The 24,759-nt window shown below is 56.9% G+C and carries 24 protein-coding genes and 1 tRNA gene; 16 read left to right on the top strand and 9 right to left on the bottom strand.

Features of this window, described 5'->3' with window-relative positions:
- The first annotated feature begins 5 nt into the window (after positions 1 to 5).
- The 11 genes from A3K90_RS04110 to A3K90_RS04160 all read left to right on the top strand — a co-directional run bounded on the left by A3K90_RS04110 (position 6) and on the right by A3K90_RS04160 (position 11,141).
- Entirely contained in the window at positions 6 to 506 is a 501-nt protein-coding gene (locus tag A3K90_RS04110) for an LptE family protein (protein WP_303681297.1), read from the top strand.
- Positions 507 to 580: 74 nt separating this feature from the next.
- Positions 581 to 1,018, top strand: a complete 438-nt coding sequence (locus A3K90_RS04115; protein ID WP_303681298.1) for a hypothetical protein — start codon at positions 581 to 583, stop codon at positions 1,016 to 1,018.
- 12 nt (positions 1,019 to 1,030) lie between these two features.
- Positions 1,031 to 1,909: a glucose-1-phosphate thymidylyltransferase RfbA gene (rfbA, locus tag A3K90_RS04120; RefSeq protein ID WP_303681299.1), complete on the top strand. Its 879-nt coding sequence runs from the start codon at positions 1,031 to 1,033 to the stop codon at positions 1,907 to 1,909.
- Positions 1,910 to 1,978: 69 nt separating this feature from the next.
- Positions 1,979 to 2,563 (top strand): dTDP-4-dehydrorhamnose 3,5-epimerase, encoded by a 585-nt coding sequence (gene rfbC / locus A3K90_RS04125; protein ID WP_303681300.1) that lies wholly within the window; start codon positions 1,979 to 1,981, stop codon positions 2,561 to 2,563.
- Positions 2,560 to 3,426 (top strand): dTDP-4-dehydrorhamnose reductase, encoded by an 867-nt coding sequence (rfbD, locus tag A3K90_RS04130; RefSeq protein WP_303681301.1) that lies wholly within the window; start codon positions 2,560 to 2,562, stop codon positions 3,424 to 3,426. The genes rfbC and rfbD overlap by 4 nt, the downstream gene beginning before the upstream one ends.
- Before the next feature lie 13 nt (positions 3,427 to 3,439).
- Entirely contained in the window at positions 3,440 to 4,492 is a 1,053-nt protein-coding gene (rfbB, locus tag A3K90_RS04135; RefSeq protein ID WP_303681302.1) for a dTDP-glucose 4,6-dehydratase, read from the top strand.
- A gap of 21 nt (positions 4,493 to 4,513) precedes the next feature.
- Complete coding sequence (gene galE / locus A3K90_RS04140; RefSeq protein ID WP_303681303.1) at positions 4,514 to 5,500, top strand: UDP-glucose 4-epimerase GalE; 987 nt, start codon at positions 4,514 to 4,516, stop codon at positions 5,498 to 5,500.
- A gap of 8 nt (positions 5,501 to 5,508) precedes the next feature.
- The gene (locus tag A3K90_RS04145; RefSeq protein ID WP_303681323.1) at positions 5,509 to 6,924 is read left to right on the top strand and encodes a mannose-1-phosphate guanylyltransferase/mannose-6-phosphate isomerase; all 1,416 of its coding nucleotides are present in this window, start codon (positions 5,509 to 5,511) and stop codon (positions 6,922 to 6,924) included.
- Positions 6,925 to 7,021: 97 nt separating this feature from the next.
- A complete protein-coding gene (locus A3K90_RS04150; protein WP_303681304.1) occupies positions 7,022 to 7,240 on the top strand; it encodes a hypothetical protein in 219 nt (72 codons plus the stop codon).
- Between the two features lie 149 nt (positions 7,241 to 7,389).
- Positions 7,390 to 10,641 (top strand): isoleucine--tRNA ligase, encoded by a 3,252-nt coding sequence (ileS, locus tag A3K90_RS04155; protein ID WP_303681305.1) that lies wholly within the window; start codon positions 7,390 to 7,392, stop codon positions 10,639 to 10,641.
- Positions 10,642 to 10,706: 65 nt separating this feature from the next.
- Positions 10,707 to 11,141 carry a TraR/DksA C4-type zinc finger protein gene (locus A3K90_RS04160; protein ID WP_303681306.1) on the top strand — a complete coding sequence of 145 codons (435 nt, stop codon included), beginning with the start codon at positions 10,707 to 10,709 and terminating at the stop codon, positions 11,139 to 11,141.
- A 135-nt stretch (positions 11,142 to 11,276) separates the two neighbouring features.
- Here A3K90_RS04160 and purF read toward each other — a convergent pair whose 3' ends face one another.
- On the bottom strand, positions 11,277 to 12,770 hold the full coding sequence (purF, locus tag A3K90_RS04165) for an amidophosphoribosyltransferase (RefSeq protein WP_303681307.1): 1,494 nt from the start codon (positions 12,768 to 12,770) through the stop codon (positions 11,277 to 11,279).
- A gap of 213 nt (positions 12,771 to 12,983) precedes the next feature.
- Between purF and A3K90_RS04170 the strand changes: the two genes are divergently transcribed.
- Positions 12,984 to 13,502: a hypothetical protein gene (locus A3K90_RS04170; protein WP_303681308.1), complete on the top strand. Its 519-nt coding sequence runs from the start codon at positions 12,984 to 12,986 to the stop codon at positions 13,500 to 13,502.
- A gap of 97 nt (positions 13,503 to 13,599) precedes the next feature.
- Here A3K90_RS04170 and A3K90_RS04175 read toward each other — a convergent pair.
- Positions 13,600 to 13,672: transfer RNA gene (locus A3K90_RS04175), tRNA-Ala, on the bottom strand.
- A 149-nt stretch (positions 13,673 to 13,821) separates the two neighbouring features.
- On the opposite strand from A3K90_RS04175, the gene A3K90_RS04180 reads away from it, so the two are divergent.
- A complete protein-coding gene (locus A3K90_RS04180) occupies positions 13,822 to 14,709 on the top strand; it encodes an ABC transporter permease (RefSeq protein ID WP_303681309.1) in 888 nt (295 codons plus the stop codon).
- Positions 14,710 to 14,721: 12 nt separating this feature from the next.
- Here the strand turns inward: A3K90_RS04180 and nfo are convergent, their stop codons facing one another.
- The 4 genes from nfo to purN form a co-directional block, all read right to left on the bottom strand.
- A complete protein-coding gene (gene nfo / locus A3K90_RS04185) occupies positions 14,722 to 15,561 on the bottom strand; it encodes a deoxyribonuclease IV (RefSeq protein WP_303681310.1) in 840 nt (279 codons plus the stop codon).
- Positions 15,558 to 16,544, bottom strand: coding sequence for a glycosyltransferase family 2 protein (locus tag A3K90_RS04190; RefSeq protein ID WP_303681311.1), 987 nt, complete (start codon positions 16,542 to 16,544; stop codon positions 15,558 to 15,560). Before A3K90_RS04190 ends, nfo begins: the two co-directional genes overlap by 4 nt.
- Positions 16,545 to 16,629: 85 nt before the next feature.
- Positions 16,630 to 17,301, bottom strand: a complete 672-nt coding sequence (locus tag A3K90_RS04195; RefSeq protein WP_303681324.1) for a 7-carboxy-7-deazaguanine synthase QueE — start codon at positions 17,299 to 17,301, stop codon at positions 16,630 to 16,632.
- A gap of 44 nt (positions 17,302 to 17,345) precedes the next feature.
- Positions 17,346 to 17,948 (bottom strand): phosphoribosylglycinamide formyltransferase, encoded by a 603-nt coding sequence (gene purN / locus A3K90_RS04200; RefSeq protein ID WP_303681312.1) that lies wholly within the window; start codon positions 17,946 to 17,948, stop codon positions 17,346 to 17,348.
- A gap of 79 nt (positions 17,949 to 18,027) precedes the next feature.
- Between purN and purH the strand changes: the two genes are divergently transcribed.
- On the top strand, positions 18,028 to 19,602 hold the full coding sequence (gene purH, locus A3K90_RS04205; protein ID WP_303681313.1) for a bifunctional phosphoribosylaminoimidazolecarboxamide formyltransferase/IMP cyclohydrolase: 1,575 nt from the start codon (positions 18,028 to 18,030) through the stop codon (positions 19,600 to 19,602).
- A 133-nt stretch (positions 19,603 to 19,735) separates the two neighbouring features.
- Here the strand turns inward: purH and A3K90_RS04210 are convergent, their stop codons facing one another.
- Positions 19,736 to 20,221, bottom strand: coding sequence for a DUF456 domain-containing protein (locus A3K90_RS04210; RefSeq protein WP_303681314.1), 486 nt, complete (start codon positions 20,219 to 20,221; stop codon positions 19,736 to 19,738).
- A gap of 8 nt (positions 20,222 to 20,229) precedes the next feature.
- Entirely contained in the window at positions 20,230 to 21,174 is a 945-nt protein-coding gene (queG, locus tag A3K90_RS04215) for a tRNA epoxyqueuosine(34) reductase QueG (protein ID WP_303681315.1), read from the bottom strand.
- A gap of 94 nt (positions 21,175 to 21,268) precedes the next feature.
- Between queG and A3K90_RS04220 the strand changes: the two genes are divergently transcribed.
- Entirely contained in the window at positions 21,269 to 23,188 is a 1,920-nt protein-coding gene (locus A3K90_RS04220; RefSeq protein WP_303681316.1) for an FAD-dependent oxidoreductase, read from the top strand.
- Between the two features lie 33 nt (positions 23,189 to 23,221).
- On the opposite strand, the gene A3K90_RS04225 is transcribed toward A3K90_RS04220, so the two are convergent.
- Positions 23,222 to 23,869, bottom strand: a complete 648-nt coding sequence (locus tag A3K90_RS04225) for a hypothetical protein (RefSeq protein WP_303681317.1) — start codon at positions 23,867 to 23,869, stop codon at positions 23,222 to 23,224.
- 179 nt (positions 23,870 to 24,048) lie between these two features.
- Between A3K90_RS04225 and A3K90_RS04230 the strand changes: the two genes are divergently transcribed.
- Positions 24,049 to 24,750: a hypothetical protein gene (locus tag A3K90_RS04230; RefSeq protein WP_303681318.1), complete on the top strand. Its 702-nt coding sequence runs from the start codon at positions 24,049 to 24,051 to the stop codon at positions 24,748 to 24,750.
- Positions 24,751 to 24,759: the final 9 nt, after the last annotated feature.

Consider the following 24,759-nt stretch of genomic DNA (forward strand, 5'->3'; position numbering starts at 1 on the left):
GTACCATGCTGAAGACTGCTGTCGCGAGGGTGCTTCCTCTCCCGCTTCTCTTCCTGCTCCTCTTCATTGAGGGGTGCTACAGCATGTCGGGCGGCTCTCTGGCGCCTCATCTCAAGACGGTTGCAGTTCCTGTGTTTGCCGGCGGTAGCGAGTACCGTGCTGATCTTACCCGGGCGATGACCCGCAAAATCGAAACTGAAAGCAGTCTCCAGGTTGTGAATTCGATAGCCCGCGCCGATGCGCTCATAGAGGGAAGCATCACATCCTGGTCCGATACCGCCAACCAGCTTTCCGGTTCTACTGAGCGCGCTGCTACCAACAGGATCACCATCGTCGTTCAGGTGAGTATGGATGACCGGGTGAAAAAACGACCGGTGTTTTCCGGGCAGTTTGTGGGGTTTGCCGATTATACCATAGGCGATTACCTTGGTCAGCAGCAGGCCCTTCGTTCCTGCATGCAGCAGGTTGTCGATGAGGCGTTCGACCGGATCGTTTCCGGATGGTAAATGGGATTTTTTCAATTTCAATCAACGGGCCGGTTCGTGAGTGCTTCGCCACTCCGGCCGCCGGGGAGGATAGTATGGGTTTGCATGAGGATGTAGGATACCGTCTCGATCTTTCCGGAGGCTTCCTGAAAGAGGCGGAACAGGATTTCGGGCTTCACCGCTGGCGGTCATGCACCGCAGGCTCAGTCTTGGTCGTTGAAAATGCCGGCATTGCGGTGCTGATGCTCTTTGGTGTGTCGCCTTCGACCCACAAGCCGGGCATGCACCTGTCCCAGCTGCTCTCGGAAGGTACCCTTGAGAGCAAGGCCGCCGAGCTGATCGAAGAGCTTCTTCCGATGTTCGAGCAGCATGACTCGCATGAAAAAATGCTCGCCAAGTACGGCGATGAGGCCGGATATCGTCTTCCCTGGGAGCTCTTTGGGGAACCGGAGGCATCGGCAGCCCTTGGTGCCGCCCGGAAAGCCGTCCGGATCGCAAGAGACCTTGCAGCCATCGTGCTGCCTATGACATGAAGGACTGATTTGATGAAAGGAATCATACTTGCCGGGGGATCCGGCACCCGGCTCTATCCCGTGACGAGGGGGACCAGCAAACAGCTTCTTCCCGTCTACGACAAGCCGATGATCTACTACCCCCTCACCACCCTCATGCTTGCCGGCATCAGGGAGATCCTCATCATCACCACTCCTGAAGACCAGCCGTCGTTCATGAAGCTGCTCGGAGACGGCAGTGACTGGGGAATCAGGCTGTCCTACGCCGTGCAGCCCTCTCCCGACGGGCTGGCCCAGGCGTTCATCATTGGAGAAGAGTTCATTGACGGGGATGATGTGGCGCTGGTACTCGGCGACAACATCTTTTTCGGATACGGCTTCAGCCAGATGCTGCACTCCGCGGTCAAAACGGTCAAGGTGGATCGGAAGTCCTGCGTGTTCGGCTATGCGGTAAGCGATCCCGAGCGGTACGGCGTTGCCGAGATAGATGCGGAGGGTAATGTAATCTCCATTGTCGAAAAGCCCGAGCATCCCAAATCGGACTATGCCGTCGTGGGCCTCTACTTCTATACTGCTGATGTGGTCGAGGTTGCTCATGGTGTGCTTCCGTCCGAGCGCGGCGAACTGGAAATCACCGCAGTCAATGAAGAGTACCTCCGCCGCGGCCAGCTCAAGTGCTCCATGCTCGGCAGGGGGTTCGCCTGGCTTGATACCGGAACGCACGAGTCTTTTCAGGAGGCAGGAAATTTCATTCAGACAGTCGAGAAGCGTCAGGGCCTGAAGGTAGCCTGCCCCGAGGAGATTGCCTGGCGAAACGGCTGGATCTCAGGAGATGCCTTGAAGGAACTCGCTCTTCCGCTCATGAAAAACCAGTACGGACAGTACCTTATGCGGTTGCTTTCACGTCCCTAGGTGCCCCGTTCCTGCGGCGTTGTTCAGGGCCGCCTTTCCGATAACAAAATGTTGCTGTAAGCATACTCCATGCGTGTAATTGCAACCGATATCCCCGACGTTCTCGAGCTTGAGCCCGATGTGCTCGGCGATCTGCGGGGTTATTTTCTGGAATCTTTCCGCCAGGACGTCATCGAAGAGTCTGTAGGCCGGGTCCGTTTCGTGCAGGACAATGAGTCGAAATCGCGCAGGGGGGTGCTCCGCGGGCTGCATTTCCAGAAACCGCCCTATACCCAGTCGAAACTGGTGCGCGTGGTGTCGGGCCGTGTGCTCGATATCGCTCTCGATATCCGCATAGGGTCTCCGTGGTACGGTCGGCACGTTGCCTGCGAGCTTGACGGGGAGCGGAAGAACATGCTCTGGGTCCCGAAAGGGTTCGCGCATGGGTTCGTGGTCCTCTCTGATGAGGCTGTCTTCGCCTACAAGTGCGACAACTACTATATGCCCTCGCATGAAGGCGGCATCCACTGGAACGATTCCGCAATCGGCATCGACTGGAAGCTCGACCCCTCCCTCATCCTCGTCTCCGCCAGAGATTCCTCCCTTCCCGGTCTTTCTTCAGCTGACTCGTTCCGATACGAGGAATTTTCAAGCGACAGGATCTACCGCCGATGAACATATTCGTTGCAGGCGGCAGGGGGCAGCTCGGTTCTGAGCTGCAGGCGCTCAGAAAGGGAGCTGGTGCCCACCGTTTTCTTTTTCTCGACCGGCCCGATCTTGATATTGCAGATTCCGGAAGTGTCCTCCGGGCGTTTGACCGGTTTCAGCCGGATGTTGTCATTAATGCTGCAGCCTATACCGCGGTTGATGGTGCCGAGGAAGACCGTGATACGGCATTCCGGGTCAACCGGGACGGGGCAGGGGTGCTCGCCGGATGCTGCAGGGACGCCGGAGCTTTTTTTATCCACGTCTCTACAGACTATGTATTCGACGGTACGGCCTCGAGGCCATACAGGGAAGAGGATACGCCTTGTCCAGAGGGTGTGTACGGACGCTCGAAGTTCGAGGGCGAACAACTCGTTGGCTGTGTCGATCCTTCGCATGCCATCATCAGGACCTCATGGCTCTATTCGGCCTACGGGCAGAACTTCGTAAAAACCATGCTCCGGCTCGGCCGGGAGCGCGAGTCGCTCGGGGTGGTGTTCGACCAGACGGGGACGCCGACCCATGCGGCCGACCTTGCTTCAGCTGTCCTTCACATTGCCCTCCGCCACGATCCTGCCTTCCATTACCGCGGGATCTGGCACTACAGCAATGAAGGGGTCGCATCCTGGTATGATTTCGCCCATGCCGTGATGGAATTTGCGGGACTTCCCTGCCGGGTGGAACCGATCACCAGCAGAGAGTTCCCGCAGGCCGCTGTGCGTCCCGCATACAGTGTCCTCGACAAGAGTGCCATCAAACGGGACTGGGACCTCCGGATTCCCTACTGGCAGCACTCCCTTAAGGCACTCATCACTACCATCAACCCCCGCTAAAGGAACATCGGTCATGCATCTGCTCATCACCGGCGGCGCCGGCTTCATCGGCTCACATGTTGTGCGCCACTTTCTTTCGGCCCATCCCGACTGCCGCCTTACGAACCTCGACAGCCTCACCTATGCAGGCAACCTCGCCAACCTTCGTGACGTGGAGAATGACCCGCGCTATACCTTTCTGAAGGGAGATATTACTGACAGGGGGTTCATTGACCGGCTGTTTAGAGAAACGGATTTCGAGGGTGTGATCCATCTGGCAGCCGAGTCGCATGTTGACCGCTCCATTGCCGACCCTACGGCTTTCGTCATGACGAACGTCATCGGTACAGTGAACCTGCTTGACGCCGCACGCCGGCACTGGAACGGGCGGTACGAAGGCCGGAGGTTCTACCACGTCTCTACCGATGAGGTATACGGCTCACTTCTGAAAGGGACCGGGATGTTCACCGAAACCACCCCCTACGACCCTCACAGCCCCTATTCGGCCTCAAAGGCATCCTCCGATCACTTCGTCAGGGCCTATCACGATACCTACGGCCTGCCGGTGGTCATCAGCAACTGCTCGAACAACTACGGGCCGTTCCAATTTCCCGAAAAGCTCATTCCGCTCTTCATCAACAACATCCGGAACTCAAAGCCGCTGCCGCTTTATGGAAAAGGGGAGAATGTGCGTGACTGGCTATGGGTCGAGGATCACGCCCGGGCCATCGACGTGATCTACCACCGGGGGCAGGATGGGGCGACCTACAACATCGGCGGGCATAACGAGTGGAGCAACATCGACCTGGTCCGGCTCCTCTGCCGGATCATGGACGAAAAACTCGGTCGCACGGCGGGGGAGTCGGAACAGCTTCTCACGTTTGTGACCGACCGGGCGGGCCATGACCTCCGCTACGCCATCGACTCCTCTCTTCTGCAGCGTGAACTCGGCTGGGTTCCCTCCCTCTCATTCGAAGAGGGGCTTGAAAAGACTGTGGAGTGGTATCTTGCAAACGAAGAGTGGCTCCGGGGTGTGACTTCCGGATCCTATCAGCACTATTACGACGCTCACTACGGCGGGCGTTAACCTTTTTACCGGTCATCCATCATGCAGATTCTTGTCATCGGCGGAGCGGGCTATATCGGTAGCCACGTCGTTCGCGCCTTTCTCGACAGCGGTCACGAGGTTACGGTGTTCGACAACCTCAAAACCGGCCTCAGGGAGAACCTTTTCAGGGACGCATCGTTCATCCACGGTGACATCATGCACCCGCTTCAGCTCCGGGCTGCCATGGCTTCGGGTTTTGACGGGTGCGTGCACCTTGCTGCCCTGAAGGCTGCCGGCCAGTCGATGCTGGAACCCGAGGCATATGCAGAGTCCAACCTCACCGGAACCATCAACATTCTCGCCGAGGCCTCCCGGGCCGGTATCGGCCGCATCATCTTCTCTTCCTCGGCGGCAGTCTACGGCAGCCCTAAATATCTTCCCATCGATGAGGAGCATCCGAAAGATCCCGAGAACTTCTATGGGTTCACGAAGCTTGAAATCGAGCGGCTGCTTGCATGGTTTGACCGCCTTAAAGGGATGCGCTACGCAGCCATCCGGTATTTCAATGCCGCAGGTTATGATACAGGTGGGCGCATCAAAGGGCTGGAGCTGCAGCCAGAGAATCTGCTGCCGATCGTAATGGAGGTGGCTGCCGGCATACGCCCCGAGCTCTCCGTCTATGGCAACGACTATCCGACGAGGGACGGCAGCTGCATCCGCGACTATGTGCATGTCTCGGACCTTGCCGAGGCTCATGTCAGCGCGTTTGATTATATCGTCGGCAATGACAGGAGCCTTTCGGTGAACCTCGGGAGCGAGCGCGGGGTCACGGTGCAGGAAATGATCGAGCGCGCGCGTGCCATAACCGGCAGGCCGATTCCGTCAGTCATTGCGGGCCGGAGGGCGGGTGATCCCGCCGAGCTTGTCGCCTCCTCCGTAAAAGCCCGCGAACTGCTGGGCTGGGTGCCGCGTTTCAGCGACGTCGACACCCTCATCTCCTCCACATGGACGATGTACGAGCGCACCCTTGCAGCAAGAAAACCATGAACGCACCGATGATCGTACCAGTCATCCTTTCCGGGGGAGCCGGTTCACGGCTCTGGCCGCTGTCGCGTGCCCTCTACCCGAAGCAGCTTCTTCCGCTCTGCTCGGAAAACACCATGCTCCAGGACACGGTCGGCCGACTCAGAGTATTACCGGGCCACGGGCCCGTGTACTGCGTCTGCAATGAAAGCCATCGGTTCCTTGTTGCCGAGCAGCTGCGTGCAACCGGTGTTCGGGTGGGCGGCATCATCCTCGAACCGGCGGGCCGCAATACTGCTCCCGCTGCCGCGGTTGCCGCGATGCTCCTTGAACGGAAACATCCGGGAGCGCTTATGCTGCTGCTGCCGGCCGATCATGTCATAGCCGATGAGGTGGCGTTCGGCGCCGCCATCGAGGCCGGCGCTGCAGCTGCCCGAGAGGGAGGACTCGTGACCTTCGGTGTCGTTCCTACCGCTCCGGAAACCGGGTACGGCTATCTGAAGGCATCCAGTGACGGCCCGGAGGGCCTTCGGCCGAGGCGGGTGGAGCGGTTTGTAGAAAAGCCCGATAGAAAGACGGCCGAGGGGTATCTGGAAAGCGGAGGATATTATTGGAACAGCGGCATTTTTCTTTTCAGTGCAAAAGCCTTTCTGGGCGAACTCCAGCAGTATGCCCCCGAGATGCTGGCGGCATGCAGAAGAGCCCTTGACGGGGCTTCGGAAGACCTTGATTTTCTTCGCCTTGAGCCGGAGGCGTTCCTCGCCTCACCGTCTGATTCGATCGATTATGCCGTCATGGAGAAAACAGAGCACGCCTTCCTTGTCCCGCTCGATGCGGGCTGGAACGATGTCGGTGCCTGGTCGGCGCTCTGGAGCGTGCATGAGCGCGACGGGTCAGGGAACGTGACGAAGGGGGATGTTCTCGTGCAGGACGTCACCGACAGCTACATCCATGCCTCAAGCCGCCTTGTTGCCGCCGTCGGCCTTGAGCACCACATCATCGTCGAGACGTGCGATGCGGTGCTTGTCGCCTCGAAGGACCATGTGCAGGACGTTAAGCTGCTCGTCGACGAACTCAAGAAACAGGCGCGGGAGGAGGCTGACATCCATCGCAGGGTGTTTCGTCCCTGGGGCTCATACGAAACGGTCGACCAGGCTGAGCGTTTCAAGGTCAAGCGCATCACGGTGAATCCCGGAGCGGCGCTTTCCCTGCAGAAGCACCTCCACCGCGCAGAACACTGGATCGTTGTTCGCGGCACTGCCAGGATCACCGTCGAGGACCGGGAGGTTCTGCTCCATGAGGACCAGTCGACCTACATTCCTGTAGGCTCCTTCCACCGGCTCGAAAACCCCGCTGATGTGCCGCTCGAGCTCATCGAGGTCCAGACCGGCAGCTACCTCGGCGAGGATGACATCATACGCGTGGATGACCGGTACGGGAGGAGCTGAAGCCCTCCGGCGGGCTTTGACGGAAAAATATAAAATTGTAACTTCCCCTAATTGAAATCAGAGCGCGATAAGCATAAACCATAAATACCTGCAGATTATGGCTGAAGAAATGAAAACTCCCGCCCCGGCTCCACAGCAGAAAGGCGGCGATGTCGTGAAAGGTGATTTCGCCACCATTCTTGTCGGTGTCGGCACCCTCCTCGACAACACCCTCACCCCGCTCGGTAAAATGGTTGCCGATGCTCTCGACTCCCTCACAGTGGTCGCAAAGCAGATACTTGAGGGCGTCAACACTTCGCTCGGCGACAGGAAGTAATACAGACCATTTACGATTCCGGCCGGTACCGGAAGAAATCGGAATGCAGGTTTCCAGGCAAGCTTTTCACGACGGGGAAGGCTTGCCTGTACTGTTTTTATGGCTGATTCTTGTATATTGGTTTTTTTTGAATGATCTGACGTAACACCATGGCCGATAAATTTGCCGAGTATCCCTCCAGTACGCCTTACAGCGAGATGGAGGCTGCCGTACTCACCTACTGGAACGAACACGATATATTCCATAAAAGCCTGGAGGAACGGCCTTCCGACCGGGTTTTTTCGTTTTATGAAGGCCCTCCGACCGTCAACGGCAAGCCCGGCGTGCACCATGTGTTCAGCCGTACCATCAAGGACGCCGTCTGCCGCTACAGGACGATGCAGGGGTACCGGGTTCCGCGCAAGGCGGGATGGGATACCCACGGCCTGCCGGTCGAGATTTCCGTAGAAAAGAAGCTCGGCCTGAAGAACAAGGCGCAGGTCGAGGAGTACGGAGAAGGGGAGTTCAACATGGAGGCCCGTGCACTCGTCTACCATCATATCGACGACAACCGCGAAGGGTGGGGAAAACTCACTGAGCGGATGGGATACTGGGTCGACATGGACCATCCCTACATCACCTGTGAAAACAACTACATCGAATCGGTCTGGTGGGCGCTGAAAACCATTTTCGACAAGGGATTGATCTATAAAGACTACAAGATCGTTCCCCAGGATCCCAAGTCCGAGACCGTGCTCAGTTCGCATGAACTGGCTCTTGGCTATAAGGAGGTCAAGGACCCGAGCGTCTACGTGAAGTTCCGCCTGAAAGGAGAGGATGCATCGTTCCTTGTATGGACCACCACGCCATGGACACTCATTTCCAACGTAGCCCTGTCGGTCGGTGCTGATATCCTGTATGTGAGGGTGAAGCATGCCGAAAGCGGTGAAGTGCTGATCCTTGCCGAATCCCGCCTGCAGGTGCTTCTTGAGAAGAATGAAGAGGGTCAGTCGCTGTGGAACGTTGTTGAGCGGATCGAGGGCAGTGCGCTCGAAGGTCTGGAATACGAGCCGCTGTTCAAATACTTTTCACCAGCCAGAAAGTGCTGGTATGTCACCCTCGGTTCGTTTGTCTCAACGGGGGACGGCACCGGCATCGTGCACATCGCACCTGCATTCGGAGCCGACGACTACGAGGTTTCCAAACAGTACGACCTGCCGATGCTGCAGCCGGTCGGGCGCAACGGCTGCTTTACGGCCGAGGTTCCCGAGTATGAGGGAATGTTCTTCAAGGACACCGATCCGCCGATCATCACGCGGCTGAAAGAGGAGGGGAAACTCTACAGAAAAGAGACCATCACCCATACCTACCCGTTCTCATGGCGTTATGACGTGCCGGTCATCTACTATGCGCGCGAGTCCTGGTACATCCGCACGACCAGCATCGCGGACCGGATGGTTGAGCTCAACAAAACCATCAACTGGTGTCCACCCGAAATCGGTTCCGGGCGGTTTGGCAACTGGCTCGAGGAAAACAAGGACTGGGCGCTCTCACGCGAGCGGTTCTGGGGTTCACCGCTGCCGGTTTGGGTGGCGGAGGATTTTGCAATCGGCGACGATGCCGCTTCCGGCAAAATGTTTGCAGTCGGCTCGATTGCCGAGCTTCGTGACGGCTTTATCGACGTTGACGGACGCCGCATGCTGCTTGGCGATGCCCTCGATCAGGGACTTGCGGAGCTTGATCTCCATAAGCCCTTTGTCGACCGGATCTATTTTATCCGCGACGGGGTCCGATTCACCCGTACTCCCGAACTGATTGACGTCTGGTTCGACAGCGGGTCCATGCCGTTCGCCCAGCTGCACTATCCGTTCGAGAACAAGGAGCTTTTTGAGCAGACCTTCCCCGCGGACTTCATCGCTGAAGGTGTTGACCAGACGAGGGGGTGGTTCTACACCCTTCACGCCGTTTCGACCCTTCTCTTTGACCGCCCCGCCTACCGGAACCTCATCGTCAACGGCCACATCCTCGACAAGAACGGGCAGAAAATGTCGAAGTCGAAAGGCAACGTGGTCGATCCGTTCGAGACCATGCAGAAATACGGTGCAGATGCCATCCGCTGGTACCTCCTCGTGGCAAGTCCTCCCTGGCGGCCGAAGTCGTTCAACACCGAAGAGATCGAAGAAGAGCAGCGGAAGTTCTTCCGTGCCTACATCAACAGCTACAACTTTTTTGTTCTCTATGCCAATGTCGACGGTTTCACGGGCAGCGAGCCCGCAGTACCGCTTCTTCAGCGCTCCGAGCTCGATCGCTGGGTGCTCTCAAGCCTCTCCAGCCTTGTCGGCGGAGTGCACAGCCGCATGGAGCAGTATGACCTGACCGGAGCAGCGCGTCTCGTCGACGATTTCATTGTTGACGATCTTTCGAACTGGTACATCCGCCGCTCGCGCAAGCGGTTCTGGAAAAGCGATATGGGGACCGACAAGCTTGCCGCATACCAGTCGCTCCACCAGTGCCTTGAAACTCTTGCCAGGCTGCTCGCTCCGTTCACCCCGTTCCTTGCTGAACGGATCTATCTGAACCTGCATGCCCTGCAGGGCACTGCGGGAAGGGAATCGGTGCATCTCGCTGATTTCCCGACCATCGACACCGCAGCGGTGGATCTGCCGCTCGAGCGCCGTATGAAGAAAGCGCAGATCATCACCTCGCTCGTCAGGACGATGCGTGAGCGGGCGTCAATCAAGGTTCGACAGCCGCTCTCACGGATCCTTCTGGCTGTTGCAGACAGTACGGAGCGAGAAGAGTACCGTCTTGTGGCCGACATCATCACCGAAGAGGTCAATGTACTCAACATCGAGTATGTAGACGAGGACGGCTCCGTCATCAGCAAGAAGGTGAAGCCTAATTTCAAGACACTCGGACCGAAGTTCGGAAAGGACATGAAGCAGCTTGCTGAAGCGGTCCGCTCGATGAGCTACAAGCAGATCGCGCAACTCGAAAAAGAGGGGAGCCTTACCCTCGAGTGGGCTGAAAGGTCGTTCGACATCCTCCGCGGGGATGTGGAGATCATGCATGAGGACATCGAAGGGTGGCTTGTCGCATCGGATGAGTCACACGGCATCATGGTCGCCCTTGATACTGAAATGAGTGAAATGCTTCAAATGATGGGTCTGTCGCGGGAACTGGTCAGCCGGATCCAGGCCATGCGGCGGGACAGCGGACTGGACATTACTGACCGGATCCGGTTGCGGATTGAGGGAACAGAAAAACTTCTCGAGGCGGTGCAACGAAATGATGCGTATATTAGGGATGAAACACTCGCAACGGCTCTAGAGCTCGCTCCGCTCGATTCCGAAGCCAATCCGACAGCCGGCACCGAAACGGTGAACGGCGAATTATGCCGTATCGCGCTTGATAAATCCTGAGTGAAATGGTATTTTAACTCTCCTTTTTTACGGTATACCGTTAGAATCAGAAAATCTGAAGTGTCATGACCAAGAAAAGCAGCAGTGCATCAAAAAAGGACCAGGAGATCATTGAGGAACCGGTGCTCACCAAGACCTATCTCACGGACGAGGAACTTGAACATTTCCGCCAGCTTCTCCTGAAACGACGTGAGGAGGTCTTGCGCGATCTCGACATCCTCCGCTCATCACTTTCAGACGAGAATGTGGAGGATTCGATCAACTCGAACTACTCCATGCACATGGCCGACCACGGGACCGAAACCATGGACCGTGAGCAGCGCTTCATGTTTATCGCCCGCGACGAGAAATACATCGGCTACATCGATCAGGCGCTTGACCGGATCCGCAACCGAACCTACGGTATCTGCATCAAGTCCGGCAAGCCCATTCCGAAGAAGCGCCTCGAGGCCGTTCCGCATACCTCGGTCCGCATCGAGTGCAAGCAGGGGAAAAAGTAGGTTCGCATTCCTCGGTATCAGAAAATCAGGGGACGTGCCGGAAACAAGAGAGCCCGTCCTGCATGGTGGCATGCGGGACGGGCTTTTTCGATGCAGGCGGGTAAGGTATAACGGGGGTGGCTCTCTGCAGTCCCTTTAGTCGTTTTCCTCCTTGTCTGTAGTCGCCTCGTTGACCTGAATGGGGTAGTCTCCGCTGAAGCATGCGGTGCAGTAGCTGCAGCTCTCGCCTTCGAATGAGGGGACGCTGTTTATGAGCCCGGGCATGGAGAGGTAGGTGAGGGTATCGACACCGATATACTCCCTGATCTTTTCAATCTCATCGACCTCATTTTCAATCGAATCGAACATGTGGGTGAGCAGCTGGCGCTTGGTGGGGAAGTCCATGCCGTAGAAGCAGGGGTTGGTGATCGGCGGAGAGCTGATGTGCAGATGTATGGCCTTGGGGTCAGCTTCGCGGATCAGCTTGATCAGCATCCTTGCCGTTGTTCCCCGTACGATAGAGTCGTCGATGAGGATGATAGGGCGGTTCTGCAGGACACCCCGGACGATATTGTATTTGGAGCGGACTTTGATGTCACGGCTCTGAATGCCCGGTTGGATGAAGGTTCTTCCTACATAGTGGTTACGGATCAGCCCATGCTCAAAGCGTGCGGGGCGGCCCGCCCGGTTACTTTCGCGCACGAAACCGAGGGCTGCGGTGTTCGAAGAGTCGGGGACGCTGACAACGGTCAGTTCCTTCTCCCCTGGTGTCTGTTCAATCGACGACTCCCGGGCAAGGTTTTTTCCGAGGTTGCGGCGCACCTTGTCTACCGAGTTGCCGAAGATAAAGCTGTCGGGACGGGCAAAGTAGACGTATTCAAAGATGCAGCGGGCCTTGCGTTCCGAGGGCGGGAGGAAGAGTGATGTCGGTTTTTCGTTGGCCACCGCAAGGTGGTCTATGAGCAGGATTTCGCCCGGTTCGATATCGCGGATGTATTCTGCCTGGATGATGTCGAATGCACAGGTTTCGCTGGCGACGACGTATGCCAGTTCGCCGGTGAGGGGATCGGTCTTCTTGCCGAGCGCCAGCGGCCGGAACCCGAATGGATCGCGTGCGGCAATCATCTGGTTGTTTGCGAGCAGCACCATCGAATAGGCGCCCTGCACCTGCTTCAGTGCTTCGTAGATCTGCTGTATCGGCTCCTTTTCACGGCTCCGTGCGGCAAGATGCGGGATGATTTCGGTATCGGAGGAGGCCTGGAAGATGACGCCGAGTTCCGTCAGTTCGTTGCGGAGTTTTCTGGAGTTGGTCAGGTTGCCGTTATGGGCTATGGCCAGGCTTCCGGAACGGTAGGTGAGGGAGAACGGCTGGATGTTGTTGGTCGACTTTGCCGAACCGGACGTAGAGTATCGGTTGTGGCCGATTGCCGCATAGCCGCTGAGGCTGTCGAACACTGTTTCGTCGCGGAATACTTCCGAGACGAGGCCCATTCCCTTGTGCTGCTTGAAAATGGTCTTTTTCCGGGCCTTGCTGTAGTCAGCAACAACAATCCCCGCAGCTTCCTGCCCCCGGTGCTGTAGGGAGTACAGACCATAGAAGGTGTCTTCCGCAGGAGTTTTTGAATTGAAGATGCCGAAAACTCCACACATAGGCCTGGGGGATGTTAAGTTTGTGTAAACTTCCGAGCTCCATAAAATGGCGATTGCCAAGTGAAACTTCAAATTCAAAATTGAAAATAATCACTATGATGGCATCGAGCCCTCAAGAAGATGTTTTTCAGGTGGATGGGAATTACTGACAGGCCTCTGCTGTTATAGTGCCGAATTGCACCAAAACCGGAAACCCTTTCACCCCTCAACACCATGAAAAACACCCCTGCATCGCCGACCGTTCCCGGTCCCGCCCTGTGGCTCGCCATCACGCTCCTCTGGGGAACCGTTTTCTACGCTACCTCCGTTGCCTTGCTCCGGCTGGCTTCACGGCAGCTCGCGGGAGGCCTGTTCGATCCTTCCGGAGAGGTCGTCCTCAACGTTTACGGCATGCATGTGTTACTGCTGGTATCATTCGCCCTCATTGCCATGACCGCCCGAATGGTCATGGACCCCGGAGCCCGGAGCCAGCAGAGGCGGTGGGATGCCGTAAAGGGCGGCTATGGTGAGAAGGTGTTCATTTCGCTAGCCGGCAGCATCGCTACGGGTTTTTTCTTTACCGCCCTGACAGCCCTTACATGGACTGCATCCTCGGAACTGTTTCCGGCAGGTGCGGCCCTCAGTCTCTCCGTGGTGCTGCTGGCATCGTTCTATAATATCGGCGCGGGGCTTTCGGCTTCGTTGCTGGTGGGTATGGTATTCCTTGTTTCTGGCATCGGAAAGAAGGCCTGAGGGATCCTCTTTGAGGTTCACCGGAGCCGAGGATCGGATGGGACGGATGGGACAAAAAAAAAGCGCGGGCGGATGCCTGCGCTTTTCTTTATCGGGGTGGAGCTAAGGAGACTCGAACTCCTGACCCTTTGCATGCCATGCAAATGCTCTACCAACTGAGCTATAGCCCCGATTGGAAGATTTAATTAAAAGAAAAAAAACTTGTTTTTGCAACTAGTTTTGCTGATTCTTTTACTGTGACCCCGGATAAGGGGTCCTGACGGCTGCAGAAAGCTGCAGAAAGTCGTATTCAACTCCAAGCATCCCATTTTCTTCACCCATGTCACTTCGCTTCATTGTCAGGGAAGGGTTTTCAGGCATTTCGAGAGCTCGTGTGCCTGCTTCGGTCACCGTCGCCATCAGCTTTTTCGCCCTTGTTCTTCTGGGGCTTTTCGGTACGGTCTCCCTTGGCTTTTATGACATCATCCAGGAACTTCGCGGCCGTGTGGAGCTGGAAGTGTTTTTCAGTGATGCCCTGCAGGGTGGGGACGCCCGCGCTGCAGCCCTTAAGATGAAGGATCTTGCGGGTGTCAGCGAGAGCCGGTTCATCGACAAGGATGAGGCACGCAAAATCTTTACAGCGGATTTCGGAGAGGACGTCGTCGCCATACTCGGCTCGAACCCCCTGCCCCGTTCCATCCGGCTCCGCATCATTCCATCCTATGCTACTCCCGACAGCCTTCAGCCCATCATGGCTGCGGTGCGAAGCATTGCTCCCGGAGCCGACATCCGCTACAACAAGGCATTTCTTCTGGATATTGAGAACAATGCACGCCTCTTCACCATCATCACCGGCACCATCGGTCTCTTGATCTCGATGGCGACGGTGGTGATGGTCGGCTACACCATCCGACTGGCCATGTATTCAAGGAAGGAAAAAATACGGACCATGCGCCTTGTCGGTGCATCCACCTCGTTCATCGCTGCTCCGTACCTCCTTGAAGGGGCCCTCGAAGGCCTTCTGGCCGGCCTGCTTGCCTCGGGGGCTCTCGCACTCATTTTCGAACAGGTGCTCCAGCGTTATGAGCCCGGTCTCTATCTTGTGCTGCAGCACTCTGCTCTTCTGGCATACCCTTCCGTGGCCGTGCTCGGCATCATACTCGGTCTCTTCGGCAGTGCGCTCTCGGTCGCCAAGTACCTTCGCTCCGCCTCCCGTGTGCTCCGCTAGCATTCTCGATGGTTACTGCAGGCCGTAGAGCATCCTGATCTCCTCCGCCCATCCGTCCGAGTCGGGGGTTTCGAGGATGAGGGGAATTTCTTCGAATGCCGGACTCTGCATGATGAGGCGGAATGCGTCAAGCCCTATTTTGCCTTTTCCCACACATGCGTGCCGGTCGAGCCGGCTGCCGACAGGGTGCAGTGCGTCGTTGAGGTGCATGCCCCTCAGATACTGCATCCCTACAACCCTGTCGAACTCCCTGAAGGTCTCTGCTGCCGCGTCTGCTGTTGCGAGGTCGTAGCCGGCGGCAAAGAGGTGGCAGGTGTCGAGGCAGATGCCGATGCGTGACTTGTCGTTGGTCATTTCAATCAGTGCTGCGAGGTGCTCGAACCGGTTGCCGAGGTTCGTTCCCTGCCCTGCGGTGTTTTCGATGACGGCAGTCACGCCGGTCGAGTGATCAAGAGCTATGTTGATTGAATCGGCGATGCGGCGGAGGCACTCATCCGGAGTGGAGAGGTTGAGATGGCTGCCCGGGTGAAAGTTCAAAAGCTCAAGCCCGAGGGCTGCTGCCCGCTGCATTTCATCAATGAACGCCGCCCGGGAGTGTTCGAGTTTCAGGGGGTCGGGATTGCCGAGGTTTATGAGGTAGCTGTCGTGGGGGAGGATGTGGCGCATCTCGAACCCGCCCTCAGCACAGTTCCGCCTGAAGGCCTCAATTGAAGCCGGCTGGAGCGGGGGGGATTTCCACTGCCGCTGGTTTTTTGTGAAAAGTGCGAACGCCGTGGCCCCGATGGCCCGGGCATTCAAGGGGGCGTTTTCAATGCCGCCAGCAATGCTGACATGAGCTCCTAAGCGTTTCATTCCGTAATCTTTTTTTGCTGTTCCGCGGTGAGGTTCATGGTTTCGCGGATGAGAAAACTTTCTTTCGCGCCGGTGGTTGTCGACAGCATCTCTCCAAGCAGTCCCGTCGAGAACAGCTGGACACCGAGGATCAGGAGGAGGATGCCGAGAAAGAGGATCGGCCGGTTGCTGATGTAATGGTTGTTGATGACTTTGTCGAGTGTGACGTATGCGCTGATACTGAACCCCAGAAGGAAACTGATGAGGCCTGCCATGCCGAAGAAGTGCATGGGACGGCGGAAGTAGCGGGTGATGAAGAGGACAGCAAAGAAGTCGAACAGCCCTTTGAGGAAGCGTGCCGATCCGTATTTGGTTCGGCCGTAGCGGCGCCTGCGGTGCTCAACGGGCAACTCGGTGATCCGGTACCCTTTCCATGCCGCAAACACCGGGATGTATCGGTGCATGTCGCCGTGCAGCTCTATGCTTTCGGGAACTTCGCGGCGATAGACTTTCAGGCCGCAGTTGATGTCGTGCAGCCGGACACCGGTGAAGAATCCTGTGACGGCGTTGAAGATGCGTGAGGGGACCGTTTTGGTGACAGGGTCGTGCCTGTGGCGTTTCCAGCCGCTGACGAGGTCGTAGCCCTCCAGAAGCTTTTCGAACAGGGGACGTATGGCCCGGGGATCATCCTGCAGGTCGGCGTCGAGGGTGCAGATAAAGCGCCCTTCGGCCGCCCTGAAACCGGCTGAAAGGGCCGCTGTTTTCCCCGAGTTTTTTCTGAATGAGATGAGTTTTACTTCCGGTGCAGTTGCTGCCAGCGCTTTTGCCGCCTCGCCGGATCCATCGGTTGAACCATCGTCCACCAGAATGATTTCATGGCTGAAGGGTTCCGCACAGAGCGCATGAAGCTTTGTGTCAGACAGGGCCAGAGACAGTTCCTTAAGCAGTTCGGGGATTGATTCCCGTTCATTATAGAGCGGAACGATGACGGAGAGTATGAGCACGGGGACGATGTTTGTTGAGTAAGCGATTGAGGAAAGGTACGAACTCAGCCGGATGGACACAAACGCCCCAAATGGCGCTCTGGCCTCATACCCCGCGCTCTATGTCTGGCCATATGTACTTGTGGAGCTGCAGCTGCATGCGTACGTGCAGCCGGTCCTCAAGGATCCATCCGGCCAGCTCGTATGGGTGGACCGTTCCGGCTATCGGACCCATCATGACGGTGCATGCTTCGGCGAGCCTGGTCTCCTTGATGAGCTTGCGGGCCCAGAGGTAGTCATCCCGGTCGGCGGCGACGATCTTGAACTCGTAGTGGTTCCGCTCCTTTTCTCCCTGACTGAGGGCAAGGTCGATGTTTTCCATGCAGTTCTCTCCATCTTTGCCTGAGGATGGAGGCTTGAGGTCAATGACCTTGTGCACACGCGGGTCGACGTCGCGGACGGAAAGGAATCCGCCGGTCTCAAGCATGATGATGCCTCCTCCGTCACAGAGGGCGCAAAGCAGTTTATGGACCAGAGGCTGCTCGAGTGGTTCGCCGCCGGTGACTTCGATCAGGTGTGGCCGGAAGCGGCGGGCTTCATCTATGGTGTCGCCTATGGAGAGCTGGCGCTCTGCTGTTCTTGCATAGGTTGTGTCGCAGTAACGGCAACCGTGGCTGCATCCTGCGAGCCGGATGAAAGTGCATGGCCATCCGGCAAAGGATGACTCTCCCTGAATGGAGTGGAATATTTCGCTGATCTGGAGCATGGCGCCCGTCATGGCGCCCGTCATGGTGCCCGTCATGGTGCCCGTCATGATATCCGTCATTGCCTGAAGCGCAGAAGGAGTTTATAGAGGGCTTCGGGGTAGATGCGGTGCTCGCATTCGAGTACCCGTGCCGCCAGGGTTTCGGGTGTGTCGCCTTCCATCACAGGTACTGTTCCCTGCAGGAGGATTTCGCCCCGGTCATATTCCTCGTCGACGAAGTGCACGGTCGCACCGCTCTGTTGTTCACCCGCTGCAAGGACCGCCGTATGGACATGGATGCCGTACATGCCCTCGCCGCCGAATTTCGGCAGGAGTGCGGGATGGATGTTGAGGATGTTGTTCCGGTATGCCAGGGTGACTTCTGCGGGAATCTTGCGCATGTAGCCGGCAAGGAGAATGGTCTCTATGCCGTGCGCTTCAAGCGCCTGGATCATTGCCCGGGCGAACTCTTCCTGCCCGTTGAACTGTTTCTCCGAAATGTGGAGGGTGTCGATGCCCTCCCGGCGGGCGAACTCCATAGCCCCGCACTGTCTGCGGTTGGAGATGCAGAGGACGATTTCGGCTGGGAGGCTGCGCTCCGCAATGGCTTTGTGGACTGCCATGAAATTGCTTCCCGTTCCGGAGCAGAAGACCGCAAGGCGTCTTTTCGGGTTACTCATTTCCTGAATATTTTCTTACATTTCCGCTTCATAAAGCTGTTCCTCACTGCAAGTATACCATAAGATAACCATTCCTCAAATGTCTGATCCGCTTATCAAAAGGGCGCTGGTGTCGGTTTCCGACAAAACCGGCATCGTCGACTTCTGCCGCGAGCTTTCCTCCCTCGGCGTTGAGATTTTTTCAACCGGGGGTACCCTTAAAGCCCTGCAGGATTCCGGTGTCAAAGCGGCCTCGATCTCTGAGATCACCGGCTTTCCCGAAATCATGGACGGACGGGTGAAGACCCTCCATCCGAAGATCCACGGTGGCCTTCTTGCAGTCAGGGACAATGCGGCTCATGTTGCCGAGGCAGTGGAGAACGGTATCGGGTTCATCGACATGGTTGTCGTCAACCTCTATCCTTTTGAAGCGACGGTCGCTAAGCCCGGTGTTTCCTTCGAGGATGCCATCGAGAATATCGACATCGGAGGGCCTTCTATGCTGCGCAGCGCAGCCAAGAACAACGAGTCGGTCACGGTTCTTACCGACAGTGCCGATTACCCTTCTGTCCTTGCAGAGATGCGTTCCTCCGGCGGCAGGACCACTCGTGCCACCAGGCTTCGTCTGGCCCGCCAGGTGTTCCAGCTGACCTCCCGCTACGACAGTGCAATCGCCCGGTACCTCACCGGGGCAGAAGGCTCAGCTCCCGCTGCAGCCGAAACCATGATGGTGAAGCTTGAGCGCGAACTCGATATGCGCTACGGCGAGAACCCCCACCAGAGCGCGGGATTCTACACCCTTACCGACGCTGAGGGAACCCGCTCGTTCGGAGACTATTTCGAGAAGCTCCACGGCAAGGAGCTTTCCTACAACAATATGCTTGACATTGCTGCGGCATCGGGACTCGTTGAGGAGTTCCGCGGCGAGGATCCATCGGTTGTCATCATCAAACACACCAATCCGTGCGGTGTCGCACAGGCGCCGACGCTGGTTGAAGCATGGCACAGCGCCTTTGCAACCGATACCCAGGCTCCTTTCGGGGGCATCATCGCCTTCAACCGTCCGCTCGATATGGAGACGGCACAGGCAGTCAACGGCATTTTCACCGAGATCCTCATCGCTCCCTCCTATGAAGAGGGTGTGCTTGATCTGCTCATGAAGAAAAAGGACCGCAGGCTCCTCGTGCAGAAGCAGGCTCTTCCGAAAGGCGGATGGGAGTTCAAGTCCACTCCGTTCGGCATGCTCGTGCAGGAGCGCGACAGCAAGATCGTTGCCCGGGAGGAACTCAATGTGGTGACGAAGCGCCAGCCTACCGAGGAGGAACTCGGCGATCTTATGTTCGCATGGAAAATATGCAAGCACATCAAGAGCAACACGATCCTCTACGTTAAGAACCGTCGCACATACGGCGTTGGAGCGGGCCAGATGTCGCGTGTCGACTCATCGAAGATTGCACGCTGGAAAGCCTCCGAGGTCAATTTAGACCTCCATGGATCGGTTGTTGCATCCGACGCCTTCTTCCCCTTCGCCGACGGCCTGCTTGCCGCAGCCGAAGCCGGTGTCACTGCGGTAATCCAGCCGGGTGGCTCCATCCGTGACAACGAGGTAATCGAGGCTGCCGATGCCAACAACCTTGCAATGGTCTTCACCGGCATGCGCCACTTCAAGCACTGATCAAACCATTCAGGCCACACGATCTGTCATAAGACCCTTCAGAAGCCCGCTTGAGCGGGCTTCTGTATTGCCGGCCTGGCGGTTTCTGCTGAACATGCCCCGAAAGCCTATGAGCTTTTGAGGGGCCAGCGAATTACACGAACCGGGCCATAAGAAAGATCCCGACCATCATGAATGCAACGGCTACCCGGAAGGCCGTGCCGACTGCAATGCCGATCCAGACGCCGAGACCCGCCATGCCTGCTTCACGCAGGCCCTTCTCTGCATAGAGTTCTCCCATGACAGCACCGATAAAGGGGCCAAGGATAATGCCCGGCAAGCCGAACGCAACACCGGTCACCGTTCCTGCTGCTGCTCCGAAGAGGCCGGCTTTGCCTGCCCCGAACCGTTTGGCGCCGAGCAGGCCGGCAAGCATATCGAAGAGGTAGGCGGCCAGGGTGAGGGCCGCAAGGATGAAAAGGGTCCCCCATCCTACAAAAGCGAACCCTTCGGCCCAGGCCACCAGTATCAGCCCTGCCAAGACAAGCAGCACTCCAGGCAGGGCAGGGACCAGAAGACCGGCAAAGCCGGCTAACAGAAGGAGCGCGGAGATCATCCAGAGTATGTCGGTTGTTTCCATGCTGGTTGTCAGGAACGTTGTAGTTCATTGGCAATGATGGCCCGGGCATTGCGTTTCAGTCGTTTGAGCCCTATCCGCCATACCGGTGTGCCGGCAAAGAGTGCATTGAATCCTGAACGGGTCAGCTGGAGGATCCTTTCGGGGTCGAGTCCAGTGAGTTCTTGTCTGGGGGAGAAGGCAGGGTCTGGATTGATGGCCGGTCGCTGGTTATGGGGGCAGTTCTCCTGACAGGTGTCGCAGCCGAAGAGGTTCCGGCCGATCATTGCTGATTCTTCAGCAGTGAACTCCCGTTTCAACTCGATTGTCAGGTAGGATATGCAGCGGCGTGCATCGATTTTCCCCGGCCCCTGGAGCGCTCCGGTCGGGCAGGCGTCAATGCATTTCGTGCAGCTGCCGCAGAGGTTCGGCAGCAGGGGTCGCTCTTCCCGGATTTCGATGTCAAGCAAGAGTTCGCCAAGGAATACGAAGGTGCCGGCCGAGGGGACGATTGCGAGTGTGTTTTTTCCGGTTCTCGCCATGCCGGAGCGTTCGGCCCACTCTTTTTCCAGAACCGGGGCTCCATCCACGGCGATGAAGGCGTTCGGTTTACAGCCGTTCAGCCGTTCAATGCAGTCCAGAAGGGATTCTGCTTTTTTTCGCATCACGGTGTGGTAGTCAGCGACCATGGCGTATCGCGACAGTTTCGCCCTGCCGCCGGGCGGATTGTGGCGGTAGCTGACGGCCAGTGATACGACTGTTTTAAGGCCCGGGAGCAGGCTTTCGGGATGCCGGCGTGCCGGAGCGCCTGTTTCAAGATAGGTCATTTCACCGTGACGACCATCCCTGAGCATCTCGTCATAGCGTTCAACAGCCAGGAATCCTGGAGGAGGAGCGGCAAAGCCTATGGCAGAAAACCCCAGCCGGTGAGCTTCCTGTCTGATCTTTCGGGCCAGTGTCGTGGGCGCTTCATGCATAATGAAATATAGGCGAATGCGTCGATTCTTCTTAAGTTACAGGATGTTGCCCTAAGCGGCTGCAGGATATTTCAGGACATTACCCATTTTTTGTATGGACAGACGGGATTTTATCAGGAAGATTTTTTTACGCACGGGCATCGGCCTTGGTGTTGCAACCGCTGCATCCGCCGGCCTCGTGGGCTCGTTCCAACCCCGGAAAGAGCTGTATGAAGACGGTCGGGGGTCAGGTGAAGGGGCTGACCGGCCGGCAGTGCCAAGGACTTGTGTGGTGATCGGCGGAGGTCTTGCGGGCATCTCGGCCGCCATGGAGCTTGCCTCAAAAGGGATGAGGGTGACACTCGTCGAGTCCTCAACCTCCCTCGGCGGCAAGCTCACTGGATGGGAGATTGATGCGCTCGGGAGCCGATTTCCTGTCGAGCACGGATTTCATGGTTTTTTTGACCAGTACTACAACCTCAATGCGATGTTCGACAGGGCGGGTATAACCGGGGAGGTATTCGACGCTTCTCCCGGGTACCCGGTGATGTTCAAAGAAAGGCCGCGCGAAATATACGGTCAGACCCCGAAAGTGTTCCCGCTGAACATTCTTTCGGTGGTGGGACAGTCCCGCTCGCTTGACATTGCATCATTCCTCCGCCAGTACCGAGGCCTTCCGCCAGTGGTCGACATGTTCCGCTACGACTATCGGCGCACGTTCGGTGAACTGGATGGCATCGATTTTATGGAGTACTGTCGACGCGGGGAGATATTGCCGGCGTTCATCGATACCGTGCTGCACCCATTCGCTGACGCCACGATGAACCGGATGGAGGTGCTTTCGGCTGCCGAAGCGATCCGCTATTTTCATTTTTATTTCATGGGCAGCCCCGAAGGGCTTGCATTCCGGATCACCAACCGTGACTGCATGACGGCCATCATCAACCCGCTTGAGTCCAAACTCAAGGAACTTGGTGTGCGGGTGCTTTCAGGGAAACGGGTGCTTCGCTTAGAGCATGAGGGCGGACGCATTGCGGGCGTTCATATCACCGGTCCCGTAAGCGGAGGACTGGTTCTGCACGTTGACGGGGCTTCGGTTCCCGAGACGGGGTGGGTGTCGCTCGTCAGCCGTGAAGGCGTGCCGGTTCTGGTCGGCAGGGAGGGCTCGGGGTACCGAGCCTTCGACGGCCGGTGCACCCATATGGGCTGTCCTGTATCACCGGATTCTTCAGGAGATGGATTCTACTGCCCCTGCCATGCAGGCCGTTTCAACGCTTCGGGTGAGCCTATTGGCGGCCCTCCTCCAACACCGCTTCCTCCGCTTTCGGTGACCTTGGAAGGGGCGACCCTGGTGCTCAGTTCAGGTGAAGCGGTCAGTGACGAAGTGCTGCAATGCGAGTATTGCGTTCTTGCTGCAGATGTTCGTGGAACGAAAGAAATCGTCAGGCACTCCGAGCTCTCAAGCCCGGCATTCGAAAAGTCCGTTGCTTCACTCGGGGAAGCAGACCCTTACGCCGTATACCGGCTTTGGCTCGACCGGCCGCTGGAAGGCGAGGGGTACCCGTTCTATACGGTCTCAGGGTACACCTACACCGATTCAGTGTCGATCTATTCAGCCTTCCAGGAGCCATTCATCAGTTGGGCAGGGGATCGGGGGGGAAGTGTTGTCGAACTGCATGCCTATGCCATTGCGCCTGAAGACATGCGCTCTGATGACGAAATCCGCCTGGCCATGCTCAGGGAACTCCACAGTCTTTTCCCGGAAACCCTCAATGCCTCGGTACTGCATGAAGTGTTCATGGTGCAGTCCAATTTCACACGCTGGGCACCGGGTGAACACGCCGGACGCCCAGGACCGGAAACCCCGTTCCGCAATCTCTTCCTTGCCGGAGACTGGGTACGGGTCGATGCACCGGTCTTTCTCATGGAGGCGGCAGCGTTCACCGGCCGTATGGCGGCAAACGCTGTGTTCAGAGCCGAAGGGGTACGTTCTGTTCCGCTGCCAATCGTGCCGATGGGCGGAATTTTTTCCTGACGGGGATGTCGATAGCTGCGCCTCTTTTGTCGCTCAGCCTTCTTTTACTCCGTTTTGTTCTATAGCTGTGCTTTCTTCACTCGTTTCCGGTTTGCTGTTACTGATGGCATCGTCAGCCTTCCGGGCATTTTTCATCTGTTCATACCTGTCGACATCCCTTTCAAGCTCCCTAAACGCCTTGGTGGCACGCATCCGGGTAAGGCTGTACTCACGGTTCTTGATGCTTTCAAGGAATTCCGCATTCGCTTTGCCGACAGGGTAGCTAACAAGGACATAAGCCCTGAAGAACTCTCCTTCCTTGACGATACTTTGTTTGGTTACAATACTTCCTGCCAGGGATTCAGATGCAATGTTTTTCTCGACTTGAGTGAAGAGATCACCGGTTTTCGTGTCCATGCCGTTTCCTACCTCGTCGATGAATCGCTTCTGGATCGATTTTACCTGTACGGCAACCTTTCTGGCGATTTCGGCCCTGCCGGCAGCCGTTGCCTTGTCAAGGGCCAGCTGCAGGTCCATTGAACGCTGGGTGTTGGCGGCTAAGATATAGTCGTTATCCTTGTGGATATCGTCATACCATCCCGGCGCTTTCCCTAGGTTGGTTTCCTGGATCTTAGTGCTCCCGCAACCGGCGGTAAAGAGGGCCATGCTCAGCGCGAGTATGGCCAGAACGGTATTTTTCATTGGTTTTCTTCTATGGGGGTTGTTGAAAAGTTTAGTGATCTTGCTACGCTATGGTTTCTTTGAATTTAGTGTAACAATTGTTAATATATGGCTGGTGCAAATAAAATCCAATAGCCGCAAACATGTGTTTTCGATCTTGCGCCATATTTACTCAATAACTCAAGACCTCCCCTGTCCCCATGCGCTACATTTTTTCAGAGCACTTCCACAAAACGGCGAAGACTTCATTGGTTATGGTCCTTGTTGCCTCGTTCATGATGGCGACTGTTGCTGACGCTGCCCAGAAAACCTTTATACGAGAGTACCGGTATCGCGCAAGCGACAAGGACAGCAAGGTGAGCAGCCGGAATGCAGCGCTCGATCAGGTCACTGCGCTGCTTCTGAAGGAGACCGGTGCCTATGTCGAAAGTACCCTGAATACTGAAAAGAGGGAGACGGATCAGGGCATTGACAGCCTCACCACGGAGGATATCACTGCAATATCGGCAGGTGTGACAAAAACGCAGATTCTCGAAGAGAGCTGGGATGGGACGGAGTATTATGTGAAAGCCGAAATCCAGCTGGATCCTGATGATATCCGTCATCAGCTTGGTCGGATTCAGGCGGGTCGACAGGCGATGCAGCTGAGCAAAGAGCCGATTGCACAGAAGAGTCCTTCTGATGTGAAAAGCGGAATTTTCGAAGATGAGATGTCTGAAAAGGGAAGACTGGCGGAGATGCGGCAGAATTTGGATGCCGCCGGTCTGAAAAAGGATGACGGGCGGAAGCGTGGAACGAATATCCTTCTGGTCATCGGGGGGCTTGCGCTGATTGGCGGGATTGTTGCACTTGCTGCCGGCGGGGGCGGTTCAGATGACGGCGGTCCGGTAGATGACGATTAATCCTTGGTG

The organism is Pelodictyon luteolum (assembly GCF_001622165.1).
GTDB classification, from domain to species: domain Bacteria; phylum Bacteroidota; class Chlorobiia; order Chlorobiales; family Chlorobiaceae; genus Chlorobium; species Chlorobium luteolum_B.

What these genes read in the sequence shown, in the direction of transcription:
- A3K90_RS04110 (WP_303681297.1), top strand. Translation starts at nt 6, where the DNA reads ATGCTGAAGACTGCTGTCGCGAGGGTGCTTCCTCTCCCGCTTCTCTTC.
- A3K90_RS04115 (WP_303681298.1), top strand. Translation starts at nt 581, where the DNA reads ATGGGTTTGCATGAGGATGTAGGATACCGTCTCGATCTTTCCGGAGGC.
- rfbA (WP_303681299.1), top strand. Translation starts at nt 1,031, where the DNA reads ATGAAAGGAATCATACTTGCCGGGGGATCCGGCACCCGGCTCTATCCC.
- rfbC (WP_303681300.1), top strand. Translation starts at nt 1,979, where the DNA reads ATGCGTGTAATTGCAACCGATATCCCCGACGTTCTCGAGCTTGAGCCC.
- rfbD (WP_303681301.1), top strand. Translation starts at nt 2,560, where the DNA reads ATGAACATATTCGTTGCAGGCGGCAGGGGGCAGCTCGGTTCTGAGCTG.
- rfbB (WP_303681302.1), top strand. Translation starts at nt 3,440, where the DNA reads ATGCATCTGCTCATCACCGGCGGCGCCGGCTTCATCGGCTCACATGTT.
- galE (WP_303681303.1), top strand. Translation starts at nt 4,514, where the DNA reads ATGCAGATTCTTGTCATCGGCGGAGCGGGCTATATCGGTAGCCACGTC.
- A3K90_RS04145 (WP_303681323.1), top strand. Translation starts at nt 5,509, where the DNA reads ATGATCGTACCAGTCATCCTTTCCGGGGGAGCCGGTTCACGGCTCTGG.
- A3K90_RS04150 (WP_303681304.1), top strand. Translation starts at nt 7,022, where the DNA reads ATGGCTGAAGAAATGAAAACTCCCGCCCCGGCTCCACAGCAGAAAGGC.
- ileS (WP_303681305.1), top strand. Translation starts at nt 7,390, where the DNA reads ATGGCCGATAAATTTGCCGAGTATCCCTCCAGTACGCCTTACAGCGAG.
- A3K90_RS04160 (WP_303681306.1), top strand. Translation starts at nt 10,707, where the DNA reads ATGACCAAGAAAAGCAGCAGTGCATCAAAAAAGGACCAGGAGATCATT.
- purF (WP_303681307.1), bottom strand. Translation starts at nt 12,770, where the DNA reads ATGTGTGGAGTTTTCGGCATCTTCAATTCAAAAACTCCTGCGGAAGAC.
- A3K90_RS04170 (WP_303681308.1), top strand. Translation starts at nt 12,984, where the DNA reads ATGAAAAACACCCCTGCATCGCCGACCGTTCCCGGTCCCGCCCTGTGG.
- A3K90_RS04180 (WP_303681309.1), top strand. Translation starts at nt 13,822, where the DNA reads ATGTCACTTCGCTTCATTGTCAGGGAAGGGTTTTCAGGCATTTCGAGA.
- nfo (WP_303681310.1), bottom strand. Translation starts at nt 15,561, where the DNA reads ATGAAACGCTTAGGAGCTCATGTCAGCATTGCTGGCGGCATTGAAAAC.
- A3K90_RS04195 (WP_303681324.1), bottom strand. Translation starts at nt 17,301, where the DNA reads ATGACGGGCGCCATGCTCCAGATCAGCGAAATATTCCACTCCATTCAG.
- purN (WP_303681312.1), bottom strand. Translation starts at nt 17,948, where the DNA reads ATGAGTAACCCGAAAAGACGCCTTGCGGTCTTCTGCTCCGGAACGGGA.
- purH (WP_303681313.1), top strand. Translation starts at nt 18,028, where the DNA reads ATGTCTGATCCGCTTATCAAAAGGGCGCTGGTGTCGGTTTCCGACAAA.
- A3K90_RS04210 (WP_303681314.1), bottom strand. Translation starts at nt 20,221, where the DNA reads ATGGAAACAACCGACATACTCTGGATGATCTCCGCGCTCCTTCTGTTA.
- queG (WP_303681315.1), bottom strand. Translation starts at nt 21,174, where the DNA reads ATGCATGAAGCGCCCACGACACTGGCCCGAAAGATCAGACAGGAAGCT.
- A3K90_RS04220 (WP_303681316.1), top strand. Translation starts at nt 21,269, where the DNA reads ATGGACAGACGGGATTTTATCAGGAAGATTTTTTTACGCACGGGCATC.
- A3K90_RS04225 (WP_303681317.1), bottom strand. Translation starts at nt 23,869, where the DNA reads ATGAAAAATACCGTTCTGGCCATACTCGCGCTGAGCATGGCCCTCTTT.
- A3K90_RS04230 (WP_303681318.1), top strand. Translation starts at nt 24,049, where the DNA reads ATGCGCTACATTTTTTCAGAGCACTTCCACAAAACGGCGAAGACTTCA.